General features: G+C 63.6%; 18 protein-coding genes. 15 read left to right on the forward strand and 3 right to left on the reverse strand.

Annotated elements, in window-relative coordinates; all coding sequences use genetic code 11:
- The first annotated feature begins 293 nt into the window (after positions 1–293).
- The 15 genes from tssA (at position 294) to ACJRW5_RS15630 (ending at position 19,345) form a co-directional block, all read left to right on the forward strand.
- Positions 294–1,313, forward strand: coding sequence for a type VI secretion system protein TssA (gene tssA, locus ACJRW5_RS15560; RefSeq protein WP_484571407.1), 1,020 nt, complete (start codon positions 294–296; stop codon positions 1,311–1,313).
- Positions 1,314–1,403: 90 nt separating this feature from the next.
- Complete coding sequence (gene tssB, locus ACJRW5_RS15565) at positions 1,404–1,919, forward strand: type VI secretion system contractile sheath small subunit (RefSeq protein ID WP_484571408.1); 516 nt, start codon at positions 1,404–1,406, stop codon at positions 1,917–1,919.
- 14 nt (positions 1,920–1,933) lie between these two features.
- Entirely contained in the window at positions 1,934–3,427 is a 1,494-nt protein-coding gene (tssC, locus tag ACJRW5_RS15570; RefSeq protein ID WP_484571409.1) for a type VI secretion system contractile sheath large subunit, read from the forward strand.
- A 125-nt stretch (positions 3,428–3,552) separates the two neighbouring features.
- On the forward strand, positions 3,553–4,041 hold the full coding sequence (locus ACJRW5_RS15575; protein WP_484571410.1) for an Hcp family type VI secretion system effector: 489 nt from the start codon (positions 3,553–3,555) through the stop codon (positions 4,039–4,041).
- A gap of 74 nt (positions 4,042–4,115) precedes the next feature.
- Positions 4,116–4,565, forward strand: a complete 450-nt coding sequence (locus ACJRW5_RS15580) for a type VI secretion system amidase effector protein Tae4 (RefSeq protein WP_484571411.1) — start codon at positions 4,116–4,118, stop codon at positions 4,563–4,565.
- Positions 4,565–4,990 (forward strand): hypothetical protein, encoded by a 426-nt coding sequence (locus ACJRW5_RS15585; protein WP_484571412.1) that lies wholly within the window; start codon positions 4,565–4,567, stop codon positions 4,988–4,990. The genes ACJRW5_RS15580 and ACJRW5_RS15585 overlap by 1 nt, the downstream gene beginning before the upstream one ends.
- A 5-nt stretch (positions 4,991–4,995) precedes the next feature.
- On the forward strand, positions 4,996–5,499 hold the full coding sequence (tssE, locus tag ACJRW5_RS15590) for a type VI secretion system baseplate subunit TssE (protein WP_484571413.1): 504 nt from the start codon (positions 4,996–4,998) through the stop codon (positions 5,497–5,499).
- Positions 5,496–7,355 carry a type VI secretion system baseplate subunit TssF gene (gene tssF / locus ACJRW5_RS15595; RefSeq protein ID WP_484571414.1) on the forward strand — a complete coding sequence of 620 codons (1,860 nt, stop codon included), beginning with the start codon at positions 5,496–5,498 and terminating at the stop codon, positions 7,353–7,355. Before tssE ends, tssF begins: the two co-directional genes overlap by 4 nt.
- Positions 7,319–8,371: a type VI secretion system baseplate subunit TssG gene (tssG, locus tag ACJRW5_RS15600; RefSeq protein WP_484571415.1), complete on the forward strand. Its 1,053-nt coding sequence runs from the start codon at positions 7,319–7,321 to the stop codon at positions 8,369–8,371. The genes tssF and tssG overlap by 37 nt, the downstream gene beginning before the upstream one ends.
- Positions 8,364–11,036: a type VI secretion system ATPase TssH gene (tssH, locus tag ACJRW5_RS15605; RefSeq protein WP_484571416.1), complete on the forward strand. Its 2,673-nt coding sequence runs from the start codon at positions 8,364–8,366 to the stop codon at positions 11,034–11,036. Before tssG ends, tssH begins: the two co-directional genes overlap by 8 nt.
- A gap of 57 nt (positions 11,037–11,093) precedes the next feature.
- On the forward strand, positions 11,094–13,034 hold the full coding sequence (locus ACJRW5_RS15610; RefSeq protein WP_484571417.1) for a type VI secretion system Vgr family protein: 1,941 nt from the start codon (positions 11,094–11,096) through the stop codon (positions 13,032–13,034).
- Positions 13,034–13,465, forward strand: coding sequence for a DcrB-related protein (locus tag ACJRW5_RS15615; RefSeq protein WP_484571418.1), 432 nt, complete (start codon positions 13,034–13,036; stop codon positions 13,463–13,465). Before ACJRW5_RS15610 ends, ACJRW5_RS15615 begins: the two co-directional genes overlap by 1 nt.
- 6 nt (positions 13,466–13,471) lie before the next feature.
- On the forward strand, positions 13,472–17,926 hold the full coding sequence (locus ACJRW5_RS15620; RefSeq protein WP_484571419.1) for an RHS repeat-associated core domain-containing protein: 4,455 nt from the start codon (positions 13,472–13,474) through the stop codon (positions 17,924–17,926).
- An 18-nt stretch (positions 17,927–17,944) separates the two neighbouring features.
- Positions 17,945–18,301 (forward strand): SMI1/KNR4 family protein, encoded by a 357-nt coding sequence (locus tag ACJRW5_RS15625; RefSeq protein WP_484571420.1) that lies wholly within the window; start codon positions 17,945–17,947, stop codon positions 18,299–18,301.
- A gap of 147 nt (positions 18,302–18,448) precedes the next feature.
- The gene (locus tag ACJRW5_RS15630) at positions 18,449–19,345 is read left to right on the forward strand and encodes a prohibitin family protein (protein ID WP_484571421.1); all 897 of its coding nucleotides are present in this window, start codon (positions 18,449–18,451) and stop codon (positions 19,343–19,345) included.
- A 329-nt stretch (positions 19,346–19,674) separates the two neighbouring features.
- On the opposite strand, the gene ACJRW5_RS15635 is transcribed toward ACJRW5_RS15630, so the two are convergent.
- The 3 genes from ACJRW5_RS15635 to ACJRW5_RS15645 all read right to left on the reverse strand — a co-directional run bounded on the left by ACJRW5_RS15635 (position 19,675) and on the right by ACJRW5_RS15645 (position 22,443).
- Complete coding sequence (locus ACJRW5_RS15635; RefSeq protein WP_484571422.1) at positions 19,675–20,826, reverse strand: GGDEF domain-containing protein; 1,152 nt, start codon at positions 20,824–20,826, stop codon at positions 19,675–19,677.
- A 62-nt stretch (positions 20,827–20,888) separates the two neighbouring features.
- Positions 20,889–21,821, reverse strand: a complete 933-nt coding sequence (locus ACJRW5_RS15640; protein WP_484571423.1) for a phosphatidate cytidylyltransferase — start codon at positions 21,819–21,821, stop codon at positions 20,889–20,891.
- A gap of 1 nt (position 21,822) precedes the next feature.
- Complete coding sequence (locus tag ACJRW5_RS15645) at positions 21,823–22,443, reverse strand: lysophospholipid acyltransferase family protein (RefSeq protein ID WP_484571424.1); 621 nt, start codon at positions 22,441–22,443, stop codon at positions 21,823–21,825.
- Positions 22,444–22,445 lie beyond the last annotated feature (2 nt).

The following is a 22,445-nucleotide window of genomic DNA, read 5'->3' on the forward strand; positions in this document are numbered from 1 at the left end:
GAAAATCCATCAAGCGGACGCAGATCGCGAAAAACGCACGATGTTACCCTGCTTCGCATGGTCCGAGACAAGGCTCGGGCGCATGACTCCCTGACACTTTGGCTTCGGTCACAAATAACCAAGGTGCGCGCTATCCTACCTTGACATTCATATATTCCAAGTTAAAAAATGCTGATTACATCGCAATTACGTAGTGGCTCTTTAATATGAGTCGCTGTTTGACGGAGTGTCGGCGAGGATAATGCCGTTGCACTTTTGCGACGCAGTTCAAATCGATAGGGAGATCGAAAATCGTGGAGGCTTCTTTGTTACTGGCCGCTATTTCAGACACTTCGCCATGCGGTGAAGACCTGGAATACGACAGTGATTTTCTCCAACTTGAGCGCGATGCTCAGGGGCGCCCCGAGCGCAGCATGGGCGATATCGTCCAGGCTGCCGAGCCACCGGATTGGCGTCAGCTGGAACAGGCCTGCCACGCCCTGCTGCAACGCAGCAAGGATCTGCGCATCACCCACTATCTGCTGCAGAGCCGTCTGGCTTTGCATGGCTTCGAAGGCCTTGCCGACAGCCTTGAGCTGACTCTCGAGCTGCTGCTGCGCTACTGGCCGCATATCCATCCACAGCTCGATGTCGACGACGACAATGATCCGACGGTACGGGTCAATGTTCTCTCCGGGCTGACCTGCGAAACCAATCTCGATCTGCTACGTAGCGCCTTGCTGGTCCGTTCGCGAGTCTTCGGCAACATCACTCTGCGGGCTGCGCTGAACGCGGCCGGGTTATTGCCAGCCAGCGACGAAACGCTTGCCGCCGAGGCACTCGGCGGCGCCTTGCAGGATGCCGACAGCGAGGCCCTGCAGCGCACCCGTGATGCCCTGAAGCGCGCGCTGGACAGTCTCCAGGCCATCGAGCGACAGGTCAGCGAGCAGGTCGGTTCTGCCCAGGGCGTCGATCTTTCCGCGCTGCGTCAACCACTCAAGCTGGCTCTGCAGGCGATCGGCGATGGTGCTGCCGGCGAGTTGCCGACTGCCGCTCAGGACAGCGCCACTGCGGTTGCCGAGCCGGGCGTACAAGGTTCGTCGACGCCTGCTGCGGTGCGCGTCAGTGGCGAAGTCGCCAGCCGCGACGATGTGCTGCAGAGCCTGGATCGCATCCTCACCTATTACGCCCGGCATGAGCCGTCCAGCCCGCTGCCAGTGCTGCTCAAGCGAGCCCGTGGCCTGGTCAACGCCGATTTCGAAAGCATCGTCCGCAACCTGATTCCCGAAGGCATGAGCCAGTTCGAAAACCTGCGCGGCCCCGACGAGTACTAGGCCAACTGGCCAAGGTAGCGGGATCACGCTTCACCGTAGACGGCCGTTGGCCGACACGCCGCGTCGCGTCAGGCGACCAGGAGAGCAACCATGGCGAACAGCAGTTCTCAGAAATTCATCGCGCGCAATCGCGCGCCCCGGGTACAGATCGAGTACGACGTCGAACTCTATGGCGCCGAGAAGAAGGTCCAGCTGCCGTTCGTCATGGGCGTCATGGCCGACCTCACCGGCAAACCGGCCGAGCCACTGCCGGCAGTAGCTGATCGCAAGTTCCTGGAGATCGACGTCGACAACTTCGACTCGCGCCTCAAGGCGATGAAGCCGCGCGTGGCCTTCAACGTGCCCAACGAGCTGACCGGTGAAGGTAACCTGAGCATCGACATGACCTTCGAGAGCATGGACGACTTCAGCCCGGCCGCCGTGGCGAGCCAGGTCGACGCCCTCAACCAGCTGCTCGAAGCGCGTACCCAGCTGGCCAACCTGCTGACCTACATGGACGGCAAGACCGGCGCCGAAGACATCATCTTGAAGGCGATCAAGGACCCGGCCCTGCTGCAGGCCCTGGCCAGCGCGCCGAAACCCCAGGACAACGAGCCCCAGGCCTGATTCGGAAGACCACCATGAGCGAACTGTTGCAGCAAGACCAGGCCGCACTGGCCAACACCGAGCAGACCAGCGACTTTGCCGCGCTGTTGATGCAGGAATTCAAACCCAAGACCGAGCGTGCCCGCGAAGCGGTGGAAAGCGCCGTGCGTACCCTCGCCGAGCAGGCGCTGGCGCAGACCAATCTGGTCTCCAACGACGCGATCAAATCGATCGAATCGATCATCGCCGCCATCGACGCCAAGCTCACCGCGCAGGTCAACCAGATCATCCACCACCAGGACTTCCAGCAAGTGGAAAGCGCCTGGCGTGGTCTGCACTACCTGGTCAACAACACCGAAAGCGACGAGCAGCTGAAGATCCGCGTGCTCAACATCGCCAAGCCGGAGCTGCACAAGACCCTGAAGAAATTCAAGGGCACCGCCTGGGACCAGAGCCCGATCTTCAAGAAGATGTACGAAGAGGAATACGGCCAGTTCGGTGGCGAGCCCTACGGCTGCCTGGTCGGCGACTACTACTTCGACCAGTCGCCGCCCGATGTCGAGCTGCTAGGTGAGCTGTCCAAGGTCTGTGCGGCGATGCACGCGCCGTTCATCGCCGCCGCGTCGCCAACCGTGATGGGCATGGGCTCCTGGCAGGAGCTGTCCAACCCGCGCGACCTGAGCAAGATCTTCACCACCCCGGAATACGCTGGCTGGCGCTCGCTGCGCGAGTCCGAGGACGCGCGTTACATCGGCCTGACCATGCCGCGCTTCCTAGCCCGCCTGCCCTACGGCGCCAAGACCGATCCGGTCGAGGCCTTCGCCTTCGAGGAAAACACCGACGGCGCCGACAGCAGCAAGTACACCTGGGCCAACGCGGCCTACGCCATGGCGGTGAACATCAACCGCTCGTTCAAGCACTACGGCTGGTGCTCGCGCATCCGTGGCGTGGAGTCCGGTGGTGAAGTGCCGAACCTGCCGGCGCACACCTTCCCCACCGATGACGGTGGCGTGGACATGAAGTGCCCGACCGAGATCGCCATCAGCGACCGCCGTGAGGCCGAACTGGCGAAGAACGGTTTCATGCCGCTGCTGCACAAGAAGAACACCGACTTCGCTGCGTTCATCGGTGCGCAGTCGCTGCAGAAGCCGGCCGAATATGACGATCCGGACGCCACCGCCAACGCCAACCTGGCCGCGCGCCTGCCGTACCTGTTCGCCACCTGCCGCTTCGCCCATTACCTGAAGTGCATCGTTCGCGACAAGATCGGCTCGTTCAAGGAGAAGGACGAAATGCAGCGCTGGCTGCAGGACTGGATCCTCAACTACGTCGACGGTGATCCGGCGCATTCCACCGAAACCACCAAGGCCCAGCATCCACTGGCTGCCGCTGAAGTGGTGGTCGAGGAGGTCGAGGGCAATCCGGGTTACTACAACTCGAAGTTCTACCTGCGCCCGCACTACCAGCTCGAAGGGCTGACCGTGTCGCTGCGGTTGGTTTCCAAACTGCCGTCGGCCAAGGGCGCCTGATCCAGCAGTTTGTCTGAACTCGCGCGGCACCTCGCTGCCGCGTGAGGCATCTGTCTGACACATGGAAAAACACCGGGCTTTTCGCTCATCCAGACCCGTGGCGACGACCACACCCAGGAGAAAAAATGGCTGTCGATATTTTCATCAAGATCGGTGACATCAAGGGCGAGTCTCAGGACAAGACCCACAAGGACGAAATCGAAGTGCTGAACTGGAGCTGGGGCATGTCCCAGTCCGGCAACATGCACTCCGGCACAGGCGGTGGTGCGGGCAAGGTAAGCATTCAGGATCTGTCGCTGACCAAGTACGTCGACAAGTCCACTCCCAACCTGATGATGCATTGCTCCAGCGGCAAGCACGTGCCCAAGGTCACCCTGACCGTGCGCAAGGCGGGCGGTGAGAGCCAGGTCGAGTACCTGATCATCAACCTCGAAGAAGTGCTGATCTCCTCGCTGAGCACTGGCGGCTCGGGCAGCGATGATCGCCTGATCGAGAACGTCACCCTGAACTTCGCCAAGGTCACCGTCGACTATCAGCCGCAGAAAGCCGATGGCACCAAGGAAGGCGGCCCGATCAAGTACGGCTGGAACATCCGCTCCAACGTCAAGATCTGACGCCCTTCACCCCCGGTGGCTTGTCCCTGGGGGTGCCTCTATCAGGAAGATGGAAACAGACAGGACTCGCAGCCATGGCCAAACCTTCGTTCATCAATCTCTGGAAAGCGTACGAGGACATGCTGGTCGAATTTCCGGACAAGCGGCCTTGTGATGGCGACTGGGCCAACCAGTGCGCGATTCGCCTGAGCGTTGCCCTGAACAAGGAGCGCAGCGTCATGGTCAACGCCTCGACCTACAGCGAGCCGCGCTGTGCGCATGGCCATGCCCGGGGCGCCGAGTCGCTGGCCAACTGGTTGTGGAAAAGACCGCAGCTAGGGCCACCCAGGATCTACAACGCAAGCGACAGAGCCCGCCTGCTCGACAAGACCGGGATCATTTTCTACAAGGATTTCTACTACCGCCCCAGCGACGCAGAAGGCCGCCCCACTGGCGACCATATCGATCTGTGGAACCGTGGCCTGACCATGACCGGTGACTACTTCCACCGCGCCAAGGCCGTCTGGTTCTGGGAGCTGAGCTGATGCGCGCCCTGCTTCTGCTGACCGCTTTGCTGAGCCTTGGCGCTTGCGCCGGGCAGGATGCCGGCCCGGTTACCGGTATCACCCAGGCCGAATTTGCCGGCCAGCCAGTGAGCCTGAGCGAAAACCAGGGGCGTTGCACCCTGAGCTATGGCGATGAGGCCCCATTGACGCTGGACATGGCCTGGCCGTGTCGCTTCAGCGAGAACCAGCAGCAGGCGCTGCGGGTGGAAACCTTCCGTGACACGCCGATCATCATGGTCGAGCGCAGTGAGCCGCTGCCGGCGCCGAGCAAGAGCTGCCTGACCGACCTGCAGGCTGTGCGCCTGCATCAAGGCATGCTGCAAGCCGCTCCAGTCAGCCGTATTGCCGCCTGTGGCCCGGCATTGTGGGACCAGAAGGCCTTCGTCGGGATGTTCGATTGGTAGCTTCCATGACCCCGCGCGATCGCCTGCAGCCATCGCTGCTCGACCGCATCACCGACGACGACCCGGGCAATCCACAGGAGAGCGCGGAGCGTCGTGTGCTCTCGCTCAATCAGCTCAAGGCCTCGGTGCTGCGTGATCTGACCTGGCTGCTCAACACCACCTCGCTGCTCGATGCCGACACCACCCGCACCACCCCGGCGGGTACTTCGGTGATCAACTACGGGCTGCCGGCGCTGGCCGGCAGCAGCGCTTCCAGCGTCGATATCGTCGCGCTGGAACGCATGATCCACCGCGCCATCGTCACCTTCGAGCCTCGTATCATCGCCCACAGCGTGCGGGTCAACGCGCATGTCGGCCATGAGCAGATGAACCACAACGCCCTGAGTTTCGAGATTCAGGGCGACCTCTGGGCCGAGCCGGCACCGCTGCCGCTGTTGCTGCGCACCGAGCTGGATCTGGAGTCCGGCCATGTGCAGGTGCTGCCTGCCGCACAGCGGAGACGCGCATGAATCCCCGCCTGCTGGAGCTGTACAACCAGGAGCTGCAACACATCCGCGACGGCGCGGCCGAGTTCGCCCGCGATTACCCGAAAATCGCCAGCCGCCTCAGTTTGTCCGACCAGGAGTGCACCGACCCTTACGTCGAACGCCTGCTCGAAGGCTTCGCCTGGCTTACTGCCCGGGTGCAGCTCAAACTCGACGCCGAATACCCGGTGTTCACCCACAACCTGCTGGAAATCGCCTACCCGCACTACCTGGCGCCGACCCCGTCGATGACCGTGGTGCAGATGCACACCGATGCCAATGACGGCAGCCTCAGCGGCAGTTTCACCCTGCCGCGTGACAGCGTGCTGCGCGCCAATCTGGGCAAAGACAGCCAGACCGCCTGTGAATACCGCACCGCCCACCCGGTGACCCTGTGGCCATTGCAGGTGGCGGAGGCCGAATACATCAGCAACCCCGCCGCCACCCTGGGCCGTCTTGCCGCCAGTGAGGCGCAGGCCAAGGCGGCGCTGCGCATTACCCTGCGCAGTGGCGCCGAGACGCCCTTCGCCAGTCTCGAGCTGGACAACCTGCCGCTGTACCTGAACGGAGTCGACGAGCTGCCGTTCCGCCTTTACGAGCAGCTGCTGGGTAACCGTATCGCCGTGTTCGCCCGTCAGCCGGGGCGCGACTGGGTCGAGCGCCTGCCGGCCGATGACCTGCGCCCGGGTGGTTTCGATGATGCCGAGGCGGCCCTGCCGGTGGTGCCACAGGCTTTCCAGGGCTACCGCCTGCTGCAGGAATACTTCGCCCTACCGCAGCGTTATCTGTTCGTCGACTTCAGTGGCCTGCGCCGTGCCGTACGCCAGTGCGACGGTGAAGAGCTGGAGCTGATCGTGCTCTTCGATCGTCTCGACAAGCATCTGCAGAACCAGGTCGACGCCAGGCATTTCCTGCCCTTCTGCACCCCGGCGATCAACCTGTTCCCGCGCCGTCTGGACCGCATTCACCTCAGCGACAAGGTGCACGAGCATCATGTCATCGCCGACCGCACACGACCGATGGATTACGAGATCCACTCGCTGCGCAGCGTCAGTGGCCATGGCAGCGGCCCCGAGCAGCATTTTCTGCCGTTCTATGCGGTGCGCGACCCGGCCCGCTACGGCCGCGATCAGGCCTACTACATCGTGCGCCGCGAGCCGCGCGTGCTGTCGGCGCAGCAGCGCCGCAACGGTACGCGCTCCAGCTACGTCGGCAGCGAAACCTTCATCAGCCTGGTCGACAGCCAGCAGGCGCCGTATCGCCACGACCTGCGCCAGCTTGGCCTCAGCGCGCTGTGCACCAACCGCGATCTGCCGTTGTTCATGAACCTCGGCAGTGGCAAGAGCGACTTCACCCTCGCCGACAGCGCGCCGGTGCAGAGCGTGCGCTGCGTTGCCGGGCCGAGCCGGCCGCGCGCCAGCCAGGCGCATGACAACCAGGCCTGGCGCCTGATCAGCCAGTTGTCGCTGAACTACCTGTCGCTGGCCGAACAAGGCCAGGGCGCCGCCGCCCTGCGCGAGATGCTGCGCCTGTACGGCGACGCGCAGGACCCGGCCCTGCAACTGCAGATCGAAGGCCTGCGTGAAGTCAGCGCCAAACCCTGCACGCGGCGCCTGCCGATGCCCGGGCCGATCGTCTTCGGCCGTGGCCTGGAAATCACCCTGGAGTTCGACGAGAACGCCTTTCGCGGCACCGGGGTATTCCTCCTCGGCGCCGTGTTCGAGCGCTTCCTGGCGCGCTACGTATCCCTCAACAGCTTTACCGAGACGGTGCTGCGCAGCACCGAGCGCGGCGAGATCATGCGATGGAAAGCCCGGCCCGGCCGTCGTCCGAACCTCTAGACACGCTTGCACAGATGCAGGCGCAGCCCTGGGAGTACGACTTCTTCCAGGCCCTGCGCCGTATCGAGAACGAGCATCCCGATCTGCCGCGCCTGGGCCGTTCCCGGCGCCTGGCGGACGATCCGCTGCGCCTCGGCCAGCGCCAGGAAGGCAGCTTCGCCCCGGCCACCCTGGCGGCCGTAACGCCCTCAGGCGACGCCCGCCCGGCGCGTCTGGAGCAGTACTTCTTCGGCCTCGGCGGCCCAAACGGGCCGCTGCCGTTGCACCTCACTGAGTACGTGCGCGAGCGCCAGCGCAACCACGACGACAGCACCAGCAAGCACTTCCTCGACCTGTTCCACCACCGCCTGCTGAGCCTGTTCTACCGTGCCTGGGCCGAAGCCCGGCCGACCGTCAGCCACGACCGCCCGGGTGACGACTACTGGTCCGCTCGCCTGGCCGCCTTCAGTGGCCGCGGTATGCCCGGCCTGCGCCATCAGGGCCTGCTGCCCGACGCTGCGAAGTTGCACTACAGCGGCCACCTAGCCGCGCAAACACGCTACCCGGACGGCCTCAAGGCAATCCTCGCCGACTACTTCGGCGTGCCGGTACAGATCGAGGAATACGCCGGCAGCTGGCTCAGGCTGCCCGAGCGCACGCGCCTGGGTGTCGAGTCGAGCCAGCTGGGCATGGACTTCTGTATCGGCAGCCAGGTCTGGGACCGCCAGCACAGCTTCCGCATCGTCTTCGGCCCGCTCAGCCGCGAGCAGTACGACGCCATGCTGCCCGACGGCGAATCCTTCGCCGCGCTGGTGGCCTGGGTCGCCGAATACCTGGGCGACGAGTTCGACTGGCAACTGAATCTGATTCTGCAGCGCGAGCAGGTGCCCGCGCTGCACCTCAACGGCCAGGCCCGTCTGGGCTACACCACCTGGCTTGGCCGGCCACAGGACGACGCCAGGGATCTGGTGCTGACCCGCCATCACGCCGCAGCGAGCCCGCCGGCGGATCAATCAAGGAGAACCCCTCATGGGTGAAATCAGTCGTTCCGCACTGTTCGGCAAACTCAACAGCGTCGGCTACAAGGCCATCGAGGCCGCCACCGTGTTCTGCAAGCTGCGTGGCAACCCCTATGTCGAGCTGGCGCACTGGCTTCATCAGTTGCTGCAACTGCAGGACAGCGACCTGCACCGCATCATCCGCCAGTTCGATATAGAGCCGGCGCGCCTGGCGCGTGACCTGACCGAAGCCCTCGACCGCCTGCCGCGCGGCTCGACCTCGATCACCGACCTGTCCTCGCACGTCGAGGAAGCGGTCGAGCGCGGCTGGGTCTACGGCAGCCTGATGTTCGGCGAACACCAGGTGCGCACCGGCTACCTGATCATCGGCATCCTCAAGACGCCGAGCCTGCGCCAGGTGCTGCTGGGCCTGTCGCGCGAGTTCGACAAGATCAAGGTGGAGGCGCTGAGCGAGCGCTTCGACGAATACGTCGGCGACTCGCCGGAAAACCACCTCAGCGCCAACGACGGTTTCGCCGCCGCCGCGCCGGGTGAGGCCAGCGGCGCCATGGCGCCGGCGGCGATGGGCAAGCAGGAGGCGCTCAAGCGCTTCACCGTCGACCTCACCGAGCAGGCGCGCAGCGGCAAGCTCGACCCCATCGTCGGCCGCGACGAGGAGATCCGCCAGCTGGTCGACATCCTCATGCGCCGCCGGCAGAACAACCCGATCCTCACCGGCGAGGCCGGCGTCGGCAAGACCGCCGTGGTCGAGGGCTTCGCCCTGCGCATCGCCGCCGGTGACGTGCCGCCCTCGCTCAAGGACGTCGAACTGCGCAGCCTCGACGTCGGCCTGCTGCAGGCCGGCGCCAGCATGAAAGGCGAGTTCGAGCAGCGCCTGCGCCAGGTCATCGAAGACGTACAGGCCTCGCCCAAGCCAATCATCCTGTTCATCGACGAAGCCCACACCCTGGTCGGCGCCGGTGGCGCGGCCGGTACCGGCGACGCCGCCAACCTGCTCAAGCCGGCACTGGCGCGCGGCAGCCTGCGCACCGTGGCCGCCACCACCTGGGCCGAGTACAAGAAGCACATCGAGAAGGACCCGGCGCTGACCCGCCGCTTCCAGGTGGTGCAGGTGCCCGAGCCGTCCGAAGACAAAGCCCTGCTGATGATGCGTGGCGTGGCCTCGACCATGGAAAAACACCATCAGGTGCAGATCCTCGACGAAGCCCTGGAAGCTGCGGTGAAGCTGTCGCACCGCTATATTCCGGCGCGCCAGCTGCCGGACAAATCGGTCAGCCTGCTCGACACCGCCTGCGCCCGCGTGGCCATCAGCCTGCACGCCGTGCCGGCCGAGGTGGATGACAGCCGCCGGCGCATCGAAGCGCTGGAAACCGAGCTGCAGATCATCGCCCGCGAACACGCCATTGGCATCGACGTCAGCCTGCGCCAGGCCAACAGCGAAAGCCTGCTGCTGGCCGAGCGCGAGCGTCTGGTCGGGCTGGAAAGCCGTTGGGTCGAAGAGAAACAACTGGTCGACGAGCTGCTGGCCACCCGCGCCAGCCTGCGTGAAAGCGCCGGCGTGGTCGATCAGGACAGCGGCGCCGACCACCAGGCCCTGCGTGCCCAACTGGTCGAACTGCAGCAGCGCCTCAATGCGCTGCAAGGCGAAACCCCGCTGATCCTGCCCACCGTCGATTACCAGGCCGTGGCCTCGGTGGTCGCCGACTGGACCGGCATCCCGGTCGGGCGCATGGCGCGCAACGAAGTGGAAACCGTGCTCAACCTCGACAGCCTGCTGGCCAAGCGCATCATCGGCCAGGACCACGCGCTGAAGATGATCGCCAAGCGCATCCAGACCTCGCGCGCCGGCCTCGACAACCCCAACAAGCCGATCGGCGTATTCATGCTCGCCGGCACCTCCGGCGTGGGCAAGACCGAAACCGCGCTGGCCCTGGCCGAAGCCCTGTATGGCGGTGAGCAGAACCTGATCACCATCAACATGAGCGAATTCCAGGAAGCGCACACCGTCTCCACCCTCAAGGGCGCACCACCCGGCTACGTCGGCTACGGCGAAGGCGGCGTGCTGACCGAGGCCGTGCGCCGTCGGCCGTACAGCGTGGTGCTACTCGACGAGGTGGAAAAAGCCCACCCCGACGTACACGAAATCTTCTTCCAGGTATTCGACAAGGGCGTGATGGAAGACGGCGAAGGCCGCCTGATCGACTTCAAGAACACCCTGATCCTGCTCACCACCAACGCCGGCACCGAGCGCGTGGCGCAGCTCTGCCAGGATCCGGACAACGTGCCCGAGCCGGAAAGCATTGCCCGCGACCTGCGCCAGCCGCTGCTGGAAATCTTCCCGCCGGCGCTGCTCGGCCGCCTGGTGACCATCCCCTACTACCCGCTCAGCGACGCCATGCTCAAGGCCATCACCCGCCTGCAGTTGGGGCGCATCAAGCAGCGCATCGAAAGCACGCACAAGGTGCCGTTCGACTTCGACGAGGCGGTGGTGGACTTGGTGGTTTCGCGCTGCAGCGAAGGCGAGAGCGGCGGCCGGCAGATCGACGCCATCCTCACCAACGGCATGCTGCCGGACATGAGCCGCGAGTTCCTCACCCGCATGATGGAAGGCAAGCCGCTGGCCGGCGTGCGCATCAGTGTGCAGGACAACGACCTGAACTACAGCTTCGCCGACAACGCCTGAGCCTGAGCGCGGGCCGGCTGCTGCCGGCCCGCCTCAGCACCGGCTGGAACCCGACCTATGTTCTTCGCTCAATCCACCCGTTTTGCCCGCATTTCCTGCCCACTCGGGCCGGACGTGCTGTTGCTGCGCTCGATGCGTGGCAGCGACGAGCTTGGGCGCCTGTTCGAGTACGAACTGCAACTGGTCTCGCACGATGGCAGCCTCGATCTCAATCAACTGCTCGGCAAACCGTTGTCGCTCGCCGTGCAGCAGCACGGGCTCGGCGAACGCTACTTCCACGGCATCGTCGCCGCCTGCGGGCAGACCGTCGACAGCGGCCAGTTCGCGGCCTATCAGGTCACCCTGCGGCCCTGGCTGTGGTTGCTCAGCCGTACTTCGGACTGCCGCATCTTCCAGCACATGAGCGTGCCGCAGATCATCAAGCAGGTGTTCCGTGACCTCGGCTTCTCCGATTTCGAGGACGCACTCAGCCGCCCGTACCGCGAGTGGGAATACTGCGTGCAATACCGCGAGACCAGCTTCGACTTCGTCAGCCGGCTGATGGAGAAGGAAGGCATCTACTACTACTTCCGCCACGAGGCCGAGCGTCATGTGCTGGTGCTGGCCGACGCCTATGGCGCGCATCAGCCCGCGCCCGGTTATGCCAGCGTGCCCTACTATCCGCCAGACGGGCAGCATCGCGAGCGTGACCATTTCAACGACTGGCGTCTGGCGCACCATGTGCAGTCGGGCTCGATGGAACTCAACGACTACGATTTCGAGCGCCCCAGTGCGCGCATCGACGTACGCTCGGACATGCCGCGCCCGCACAGTGCCGGCGACTACCCGCTGTACGATTACCCCGGCGCCTATGTGCAGAGCAGCGACGGCGAGCACTACGCGCGCAACCGTATCGAGGCGCTGCAGAGCCTGCATGAGCGGGTCGAAGTCAGTGGCAGCGTGCGCGGCATCGCCTCCGGCAATCTGTTCAGCCTTACCGGTTTCGGCCGTGGCGACCAGAACCGCGAGTACCTGGTGGTTGGTGCCAGCTATCACGCCGCTCAGGAGTCACTGGAAAGCGGCAGCGGTGGCGGTGGTCAGTTTCAGTGTCAGCTCACCTGCACCGACGCCCAGCAGACCTTCCGCCCGCTGTGCGCCACCGTCAAACCCACGGTGCAGGGTCCGCAGACCGCCGTGGTGGTCGGCCCCGCCGGCGAGGAGATCTGGACCGACCAGTACGGCCGGGTCAAGGTGCACTTCCACTGGGACCGTCACGACCAGTCCAACGAAAACAGCTCCTGCTGGATTCGCGTGTCGCAATCCTGGGCCGGCAAGAACTGGGGGCATATCCAGATTCCGCGCATCGGCCAGGAGGTCATCGTCAGCTTCCTCGAAGGCGACCCCGACCAGCCGATCATCACCGGTCGCGTTTACAACGCCGAGCAGACCGTGCCCTACGACCTGCCCGCCAACGCCACCCAGAGCGGCATCAAGAGCCGCTCCAGCAAAGGCGGCACGCCGACCAACTTCAATGAAATCCGTATGGAGGACAAGAAGGGCGCCGAGCAGCTGTACATCCACGCCGAGCGCAACCAGGACATCGTCGTCGAGGTGGATGAAACCCACTCGGTGGGCAACAACCGGGTCAAGAGCATCGGCATGAACGAGACCGTGACCATCGGCAACAACCGCCTGCGCGCGGTGAAGCTCGACGACGTGCTGCTGGTGGGTTCGACCAAGACCGACAGCATCAGCCAGAGCTACCTGATCGAAGTCGGGCAGAACCTGCGACTGGTCTGCGGTAAGAGCATTCTCGAACTCAACGCCAGCGGCCAGATCAACCTCAGCGGCGTGGCGATCAACTTCCACGCCAGCGGTGACGCCGAGTTCAACACAGGCGGCGTGCTCAACCTGAACATCGGCGGCGAGGCCGGCGCCAGTCCCGAAGGCCGGGGCGAGCAAGGCAAGATCGATGAAGCCGTCAAAGCCTTCTTCGGGCAAGAAAAAGGAAACGCATGATGAGTTACACCACCCAGGAACTAAGCCTGCAGCTGCCTACCGATGAGATGCAGGACGGCACCATCAACATCCTGCGCTTCCCTGCGTTGGGCACCTCGTTGGTGATTACCCGCGGCAACTTGGCTGCGGACGAAACCCTGCGCAGCCACTTCGAGGAGCAGCTCGGCAAACTGGCCACACAGCTCAAGGACATGAAGACCAGCCCGATCAGCGATACCTGCGTCGGACCGGCTGGCGATATCGACGCAGTGGAGCTGCGCAACCAGTTCATCAAAGGTGGCGAACAGGTGTACCAGTTTCAGCTTGGCTTCATACCGGCTGCGGGTCGCATCATGTCGCTGAGCTATGTGAAGCCCAAGCCAATGGGTGAGGCCGAGGCTAGCCACTGGGAAAGCATCAAGCGCTCGCTGGTTCTCAACGCAGCGGGATAAGCGTAGATGTCCGACCTGTTCTGGGCCGCCCGGCTTGGTGATGACCTTGAGCACACCTCAGTCTTCGCTGACGTTCTCAGCGGTGTACTGGAGGTAGCCGCCTACGCCGCTGCCGGCGCGGCGCTGGTAGCCGCTGCCGGCCTGGTCGTTGTTACCGCCCCTGTTTCCGCCTGCGTGCTGAGCTTTGCGGCCGGTGTAGTGATCGGTGTCGGGATGAATCTCACCGGGCTGGACAAGGGCGTCACCACTTTTTGTGACTGGGTGGCCAATGCGATTTTCCCGCCCAGCCCGCAGGCCAAGATCACCAGCGGCGCCAGCAAGACCTTCACCAACGGTCTGCCGTCGGCACGTGCGGCCGGCAAGCTGGGCGAAGTGACGCCACCCTCCGGTACCGAGCTGGAACAGCCCGAACCCAGTTATCTGGACATGGCTGCCAGCTTTTTCAGCGAAATGTGGAATCCCACGGTTGAAAGCCCGGTGCCGGGTGCCATCCCCTGTCCGCTGGACACCATCCTCTGCAGCAAACACCCGCCTATGCCGCCGCAGTTGCTGGCCGAAGGTTCCAGCAAGGTCAGCATCGAAGGCCAGCCAGCAGTACGCAGCGGAGACCGCTCCACCTGCGAAGCCAAGGTGGTGGAAGCCGGCACTATTTCTTCCAACGTGCGCATCGGTGGCGACTCCGTGGTGGTGCGGCCGATCCGCAGCGGCAAGACGCCCGGCGTCGGTCTGGTCCTGAGCGTGCTGATGGCGTTGCGCGGTAATCCGCGCAAGCTGCTTAGCGGCTTGCCATGTCTGGCCATGGGCATGGTCAACGGCTATGTCACCAACCAGGTCGCCGGGGCGGCCACACGGGCCATCACCGGCGCGCCCAACCCGGTGCATGCCGCCACCGGGGCCAAGGTACTCAACGGGGCCGATGATCTGGACTGCGTGCTGCCGGGCCTGCTGCCCTTCGAATGGCAGCGCTTCTATTGCAGCCGCGACGAACGCCAGAATGGCCTGTTCGGCCCGGGCTGGAGCGTGGCCTATGAAGTGTCGGTTGCGTTCACCACCGCTGCCGACGGCACGCGCAGCTTCATCTACACCGACGAACAGAGCCGGCCCATTGACCTCGGCTGGCTGGAACCCGGCGACGCCGCTTACGGCCCCGGCGAAGGCCTCAACCTGCGCCGCGATGCCCGCACCGGTGCCCTGCTGATTGAAAGTGCCGACGGCCTCTACCGCCTTTTCGAAGCACGCCCCGAAGCGCCTCACCTGCTGCGCCTGAGCAAGCTCGGCGACCGCAACGACAATCGCCAGTTGCTGCACTACGACGCTCAGGGCCGCCTCGCTGCCATCAGCGAAAACGAGCCGAACCTGCGCGTGGAGCTGCACTACGACGCCGCTCATCCCACGCGCGTGGCGCGCCTGGAGCGCTGCTTCAGCGATGGCCGCCGGCAATTGCTGGCCGCTTACCGCTACAGCGCGCAGGGCCTGCTGCTTGAAGTGCATGACAGCAATGGCCAGGCCGTGCGCCGCTTTACCTACGATGACCGCCAGCGCCTGAGCAGCCATCAGCTGCCCAGCGGCTTGCAGTGCTTCTACCAGTGGGCCGAGTTTCAGGAAGTCTCCGGCGTATTCTCCCGCGTGGTGCATCACTGGACCGATGAGGGTGAAGATTACCGCCTCGACTACGACATCGAGGCCGGAATCACCCGCGTTACCGACGGCCTCGGCCGCATCAATCAGCACCAGTGGAACAGCCAGTACGAGGTCACCCGGTTCACCGATCCGCTGGGCCAGAGCTGGAGCTTCGACTGGAACGACGACCGCCAGCTGCTCGCGGCCACCGCGCCGGATGGCGCACGCTGGCAGTACGACTACGACCAGTTCGGCAACCTCTGCGGCTCCATCGATCCGCTCGGCCGCCGCGACTGCACCGAGTACCTCGGCCACTGGCCGCTGCCCACCAGCGAAACCGACGCCGCCGGCCACGCCTGGCAGTACCAGTACGACAAGCGCGGCAACTGCACCGCCGAGATCGACCCGCTGGGCCATGTCACCCGCTACCGCTACGACAGCAGCGGCCTGCCGGTGGAAATCATCGACGCCAGCGGCAAGCGCAGGACCCTGCGCTGGAACGCGTTCGGCCAGCTTACCGAACAGGTCGACTGCTCCGGCTACCCGACGCGCTTCGCCTACGACGAGCGCGGCAACCTGGTGCAGATCACCGACGCCCTCGGCGAAATAACCCGCTACCACTACGACGCCCAGGGCCGGCTGCTGCAGACGCAACTCGCCGACGGCCGCTGCGAGGAGTTTCAACGCGACGCCATCGGCCAGCTCAGCGCCTACCTCGATCCCGCCGGCAAGCCGGTGCGCTATCGCTATGACCGCCGTGGCCAAGTGCGTCAGCGCATCGACGCCCTCGGCCGCAGCGTCGGTTTCGAATACGACGCCTATGGCCGTCTGCTCGCCCTGAGCAACGAGAACGACGAGCGCTACCGCTTCACCTGGGACGTGCTCGACCGCCTCACCGCCCAGCACGACCTCGACGACAGCGCCCGCCATTACCGCTACGACGCGCAAGGCAACCTGATCGCCCTGGCCTACACCCCGGCGCCGCACGGCACCGGCCTGACCAGCGTGCCCGAGACGCCGCCGGCGCCGATCATCCACCGCTTCGAGCGTGATGCCGTGGGCCGGCTGACCGCCAAGCTCACCGATGATGGCCGCAGCGAATACCGCTACGATCCGCTCGACCGCCTCACCGCCATCGACCTCACCGCCAGCGATGGCCAGGTGCAGTCGCTGGCTTTTGCCTACGATGCCCTCGGCCAACTGCTCAGTGAGCAGAGCGCCGCCGGCGCCCTGCAGCATGCCTACGACGAACTCGGCAACCTGCTGGAAACCCAACTGCCCGACCAGCGCCGCATTCGCCGCCTGTATTACGGCAGCGGCCACCTGCAACTGCTCAGCCTCGACGATCAACTGGTCAGCCGCTTCGAGCGCGACCGCCTGCACCGCGAAGTGCTGCGCACCCAGGGCCAGCTCATCACCCGCAGCCAGTACGACCGCAGCGGCCGACTGATCGCCCGTCAGCGGCGGCGCCAGGAAACGCCCGTGCAACTGCCGGCCGAAGCCGAACGGCGATACGCCTATGACCCCAGCGACAACCTGATCGGCCGCCTTGACCGCGACCCGGCCAACCAGCGCGAACAGAAACAGCAGCTGCACTACGACGCCAGCGGCCGCATCATCGCCAGCCAGGACCTGGTGCGCGGCAACCTGGAAACCTACAGCTACGACGCCGCCGCCAACCTGCTGCACCCGGTCGGCGGCGATGCCGCCAGCAGCGGCTGGGTGCGCCACAACAAGCTGCTCACCTACCAGGACAAACGCTACCGCTACGACGCCTTCGGTCGGTTAGTGGAAAAACGCAGCGGCCGTCATCAACTGCAGCGCCTGAGCTACGACGCCGAACACCGCGTACGGGAAGTCAGCAACCACGACGGCAGCCGGGTGGTCATGCACTACGACCCGCTCGGCCGGCGCATCGGCAAGCGCCACTACGACGCCCGAGGTGCCCTGCTCAGCCAGACCGACTTCACCTGGGACGGCATGCGCCTGCTCAGCGAAACCCGCAACGGCCGGCCCAGCCTCTACCTCTACGACGAAGCCAGCTACGACCCGCTGGCGCGCATCGACGGCCAGGGTGAACACGCGCGCCTGCGCTATTACCACAACGACCCCAACGGCCTGCCCCAGCAGCTCACCGAAGATGACGGCCAGTGCATCTGGCAGGCCAGTTATCAGGTCTGGGGCAACACCCTGACCGAGCAGCAGGAAAGCCTGTTTATCGACGAGCAGAACCTGCGCTTCCAGGGCCAGTACCTGGACCGCGAAACCGGGCTGCACTACAACACCTTCCGCTTCTATGATCCGGATATCGGACGCTTTATCAGTCTGGACCCGATTGGGTTGGCGGGTGGGATCAACCTGTTCCAGTACGCGCCGGAGCCGTATGGGTGGGTGGATCCGTGGGGGTGGGCAAAATGCAACTCTCCTAATGGATACAAGACAGGAGCCGTTGACGCACATGGGAGATTATCCCCAAATAAAAACCGGGCAGCAGGTCATACAAATAGTAAGGCGGATAAATTCGTTCAAAGCCACCATGCCATCCAAGATGCTTGGGCCAAAAAGAATATTTTTGGGTATCAGCGAAACTCTGCGCCGGGCACTTTGCTCCAGTCGTCCTCTGGTAGCCCTCATGCTGCGATTAGCGTTGCTCAGCGTGTACGGCGTGCAACGCCTGGCGGTTGGAATACAACTCTTAAGAGCGAGTTCAATATTAGTTATAGAGAGATGCTTGACGCAGGGGTATCCTCAAAACAAGCTAGAAAGGCGCTTTCAGATTCATATAAATACTTCGATGGCATTCGGAGTAATAATGTCGGAAATCCATTCTTTGATATTTAAAACTGACCGGACGCTTCTATGGAATCACAAGATATTCAAGAAAAAATACATGGCATAGAAAAGCTTTTCAATATGACATTACCTGTCAAGTATAAGCAGTTTCTATCAGAGGAAGTAATGGGTGAAGATAATTATCAAATATTCAGCGGTGCCGGGGAGTGCATATATATATATAGCCACTTAGATATAGTTGAAAGAAATCAGACATATGCCATACAAGATTATGAGCCTGAGTTCTTAATGATTGGCCAGGATGGTGATATTGGTTTCTTTGTTAACTTTGGTGCTGGAGAAGAAAAGATATACAGATGCGATCTCGGAGCGCTTGGAAGCCTTCCTATGCAAGAGGAGGCAACCGATATCTATAGTTTGTAATCGAAAATGGCCCGCAAAAGGGGGCATGTTTTTTAGACCTTTCTTAGACCAAAAGGGGACAGATTTATTTTCTCTCGCCCCTCCGCGCGCATATAAAAAACCAGCTCTAATTCTGCACCAGCCCAACACTCCAATAAGGAATAACCTGTGAAAGAAACCGATGCCCTCAATTCACGCATCTCTACCCTGTGGCGCCCTGTTCTTGCGTTGATTGTGGTCCTGCTGCTGATCATCAGCGTGATGAACAGCTGGTACACCATTGATGAAAAGGAGCGGGGCGTGGTGCTGCGTAACGGCGCTTTCGTCGATATTGCCGAGCCGGGGCTGGGCTTCAAGATGCCGTGGATCGACAGCGTCAAGATCATTTCCGTACAGAACCAGACCACGACCTACAAGAATGTGCAGGCTTACAGTCGCGACCAGCAGACGGCGAGCATGTCGATTTCGGTGTCCTGGCATGTATCGCCTGACGACGTTGAGCAGGTCTACAAGCAGTTCGGCAGTGAGGATGCGCTCGTCACGCGGCTGATCAGCCGCCAGGTGGGCACTCAGGCCGAGCGCATTTTCGGCGGCTATACCGCCGTGCGTGCGGTGCAGGAGCGCGGCCAGCTTGGGCTCGATTACGCCAAGGCCTTTACCGATGCCATCTCCGGCCCGGTCGTGATCGACAGTGTTCAGCTTGAGAACATCGACTTCTCCGATGCCTACGAACGTTCCATCGAGGAGCGGATGAAGGCCGAGGTGGCGGTAAAAACCCGTGAACAGGATCTGGCCCGTGAGCGCGTCAATGCCGAAATCGCCGTGACCCAGGCCCAGGCTGCAGCGGACTCCTCCCTCGCTCGTGCCCGCGCAGAGGCCGAAGCGACGCGCCTGCGTGGTGAGGCGGAGGCTGACGCGATCAAGGCCCGTGCCGACGCGCTGAAGGCCAACCAGGCGCTGGTAGAGCTGACCAAGGCCGAACGCTGGGACGGCAAACTGCCAACCACCGTCCTGCCCAACAGCGCCGTACCCTTCATTGATGCTCGTACCGGTAGCCGCGACTAGGCTACGACCCTTTTTGGCCTTCGCGCAGGGTTCCTATGGCAAAAGGCTTACACGCTTGAGCGCAATTGGCCTCTCCCATCACCTGCGCAGGCTGGCTAATCTACGCACACCTACCGGGAACTGGATGTCCCGGGTCACGGAAGACAGACCGCGCCAGGATGGCAAACGACAGGACGTCGGAAGGTCATAAAAAACCCGCTTCGGCGGGTTTTTTATTGTCTGCAGGAAAGTCAGGCGATGCTGAACGCTGCTAGCCGAACATTATTCAGGTCCGCCAGAAGAAAGCTGTTGGCCTTCTATAGATCACCAGTAAATTCGGGCCCCTTCTATCAGTCCGCCGTAGCCAGCACCTGTGTGTTACGCCCGGCGTGCTTGGCGCGATAGAGCGCAGTGTCGGCCTTGAGCAGCATGCTCGTAATGTCCTCGGCGGCCGGACTGGCACTGCCATAAACGCCGGCGCTGAAGCTCAGGGGGATGGGCTGCTTGTCGGCGCTGGCTGGATGCTCGGCCAGCGACAGGCGCAGCTGGTCGACCAGCTCCAGGGCGCCCTGCGCATCGGTGCCCGGCAGGATCAGCAGAAACTCCTCGCCACCGTAGCGGCCGATGCTGTCGTTCAGGCGCAGGCGCCGCTGCAGGTGGTCGGCGCAGTGCCTGAGCACGGCGTCGCCAACCAGGTGGCCGTGCTGGTCGTTGATCTGCTTGAAGTAGTCCAGGTCGAGCATGGCGATGGCCAGCGGGGTCTGCTGGCGGCGGGCGCGTTCGAGTTCGCTGCTCAGTTGTTCGAGTATCGCCAGGCGATTGGGGATACCCGTGAGGGTGTCACGCAAGGCGGTGTGCTTGAGCTGGGCCTCGATCCGCTCGCGCGACAGCAGCACCAGGCCGAACGACAGCATGAGTACCGTCGCCGCACCGATGGATACCGAGACGGTCTGCTTGAGATTGCTGACGTCGTAGTGCATTTCCGTCGGTGCGCCGCTGAGGATCACCACCACCCGGATACCCAGGCCGAACAGGCTCAGCGCGGCGCCGATGAGCAGCACACGATGAGCCTGGCCGTCCGGTAGGGCGTATCGCCAGGTCAGGCGCATGATCAGCAGGCATTGGCTGAACAACAGCAAACAGGCAGTCAGCTGGCGCGGGGCCTGAGTGTCGATGAGCAGGGCCAGCAGGGTGCACAGCAGCAGAGGGAAGGCAAAGGCCAGCCGCCATGACGGTCGCTCTCCACCAATCAGCGGCAGGCTGACGGTGTAGAAGGCCAGGGCGATCGACAGCAGTGTGTTGGCCAGCACATAGGTTATCCACAGCGAGGCATGGCCAAACAGCGTGTAGCCGACGTAAGCCAGGGCATGCACGAGCATGCCCACGCCGGTGGTCAGCATGCCGTCGCGGCGCTGCAGGCGCCCGACCAGCAACAGGCAGGTGCCCATGATCACGGCGACCAGCGCGACGGCTCCGAACAGCGTTTGCGTGTGGGCGACCATGGCCATTCCTCCGCCTTGTTGCGAGAGCCGAACGCTAGCGTGCTTATACCGATGTCAGTGGATCACGCCCACCAGTAGCGCACCATATGGAAGAACACCGGCGCGGCGAAGCACACCGAGTCGAGGCGGTCGAGCATGCCGCCGTGGCCTTCGATCATATGGCCCCAGTCCTTCACCCCGCGGTCACGTTTGATCGCCGACATCACCAGGCCGCCGGCGAAGCCGAGCATGCACACCAGCAGGGCGAACAGCGCCGCCTGCCAGAAGGCGAACGGGGTGATCCAGCACAGCATGGCGCCGATCAGGGTAGCCAGTGCCACGCCGCCGATAAATCCTTCGATGGTCTTGGATGGCGACAGGTTGGGGGCGATCTTGTGTTTACCGGCCAGCTTGCCGCAGACGTATTGCAGCACGTCGGAGAGCTGCACGACGATGATCAGCCAGGCGATCAGCAGCAGGTTGCGCCCTTCATAACCGGGGATCTCCAGGGTCAGCAGGGCCGGCACCGAGGAGATGCAGTACACCGCGATCATCAGCCCCCATTGCACCTTGGCCGCGCGCTCCAGGTAGCGCGTGGTGTCGCCACCCAGCGAGGCGAGGATCGGCAACAGCAGGAACAGATAGACCGGGATGAAGATAGCGAACAGGCCGTACCAGCCGAAGGCGATCAGCAGGTACTGCATCGGCAGGGCGAAGTAGAAGGCTGCGACCAGCGCCGGATAATCGCTGCGCCGGGTCGGCGTCAGGGTCATGAACTCGCGCAGGGCGTAGAAGGACACGCAGTAGAACAGCACCACCACGCCGATGTTGCCGAACAGGAAGGCGATGCCGATGACCAGCACCATGACCCACCAGGCATTGATCCGTGCGTTGAGGTTGTCGACCACGGGGTTGGGGCGGTCGCCGCTGCGTTTTTTCAGCAGGAAACCAACCAGGCTGGCCAGCAGCAGCAGGCCACCGATACCAGCGAACAGCAGCAGAGTATTGCGATCCATCTCAGGCCTCCTCGGGTGCCAGTGCCAGCAGGGCGTTGCGTGCGCGTTCCAGGAAGGCGTCCTTGCCCTCCCCCTCGATGGGCTCCAGCGCCGCACCGAAACTCAGGGTGCACAGCAGCGGCAGCGGCAGCGCCCTGCCCTTGGGCATCACCCGATTGAGGTTGGCGATCCACACCGGCACCAGTTCGACTTCTGGGCGGGCCTGGGCCAGGTGGAACAGGCCGCTCTTGAACGGCAACAGCGGCTCGTCACTGAGGTTGCGCGTGCCCTCGGGGAAGATGATCAGCGAGTCGCCGCCATCCAGCGCATCGAGCATTGCCTGCAGCGGATTGGCGCCTTCCTTGCGTTCGCGGTCGACCAGCACGCCGTTGAACACGCGATTGATCAGGAAGCTGCGCACACCTGGTTTCTGCCAGTAGTCGGCGCCGGCCACCGGGCGAGTGCGCTTGCGCAGCTCCGGCGGCAGCGAGGCCCAGAGCAGGACGAAATCACCGTGGCTGCTGTGGTTGGCGTAATACAGGCGCTGAGTGGGCTGCGCGGTGCTGCCCAGCCAGAGGGCACGAGCGCCCGTTAGCAGGCGTGCTGCCGAGGTGATGGCGAAAGCGGTCAATGCGGCGAGCATGG

Source organism: Pseudomonas pichavaramensis (assembly GCF_050473265.1).
In the GTDB taxonomy this organism is placed as follows: domain Bacteria; phylum Pseudomonadota; class Gammaproteobacteria; order Pseudomonadales; family Pseudomonadaceae; genus Aquipseudomonas.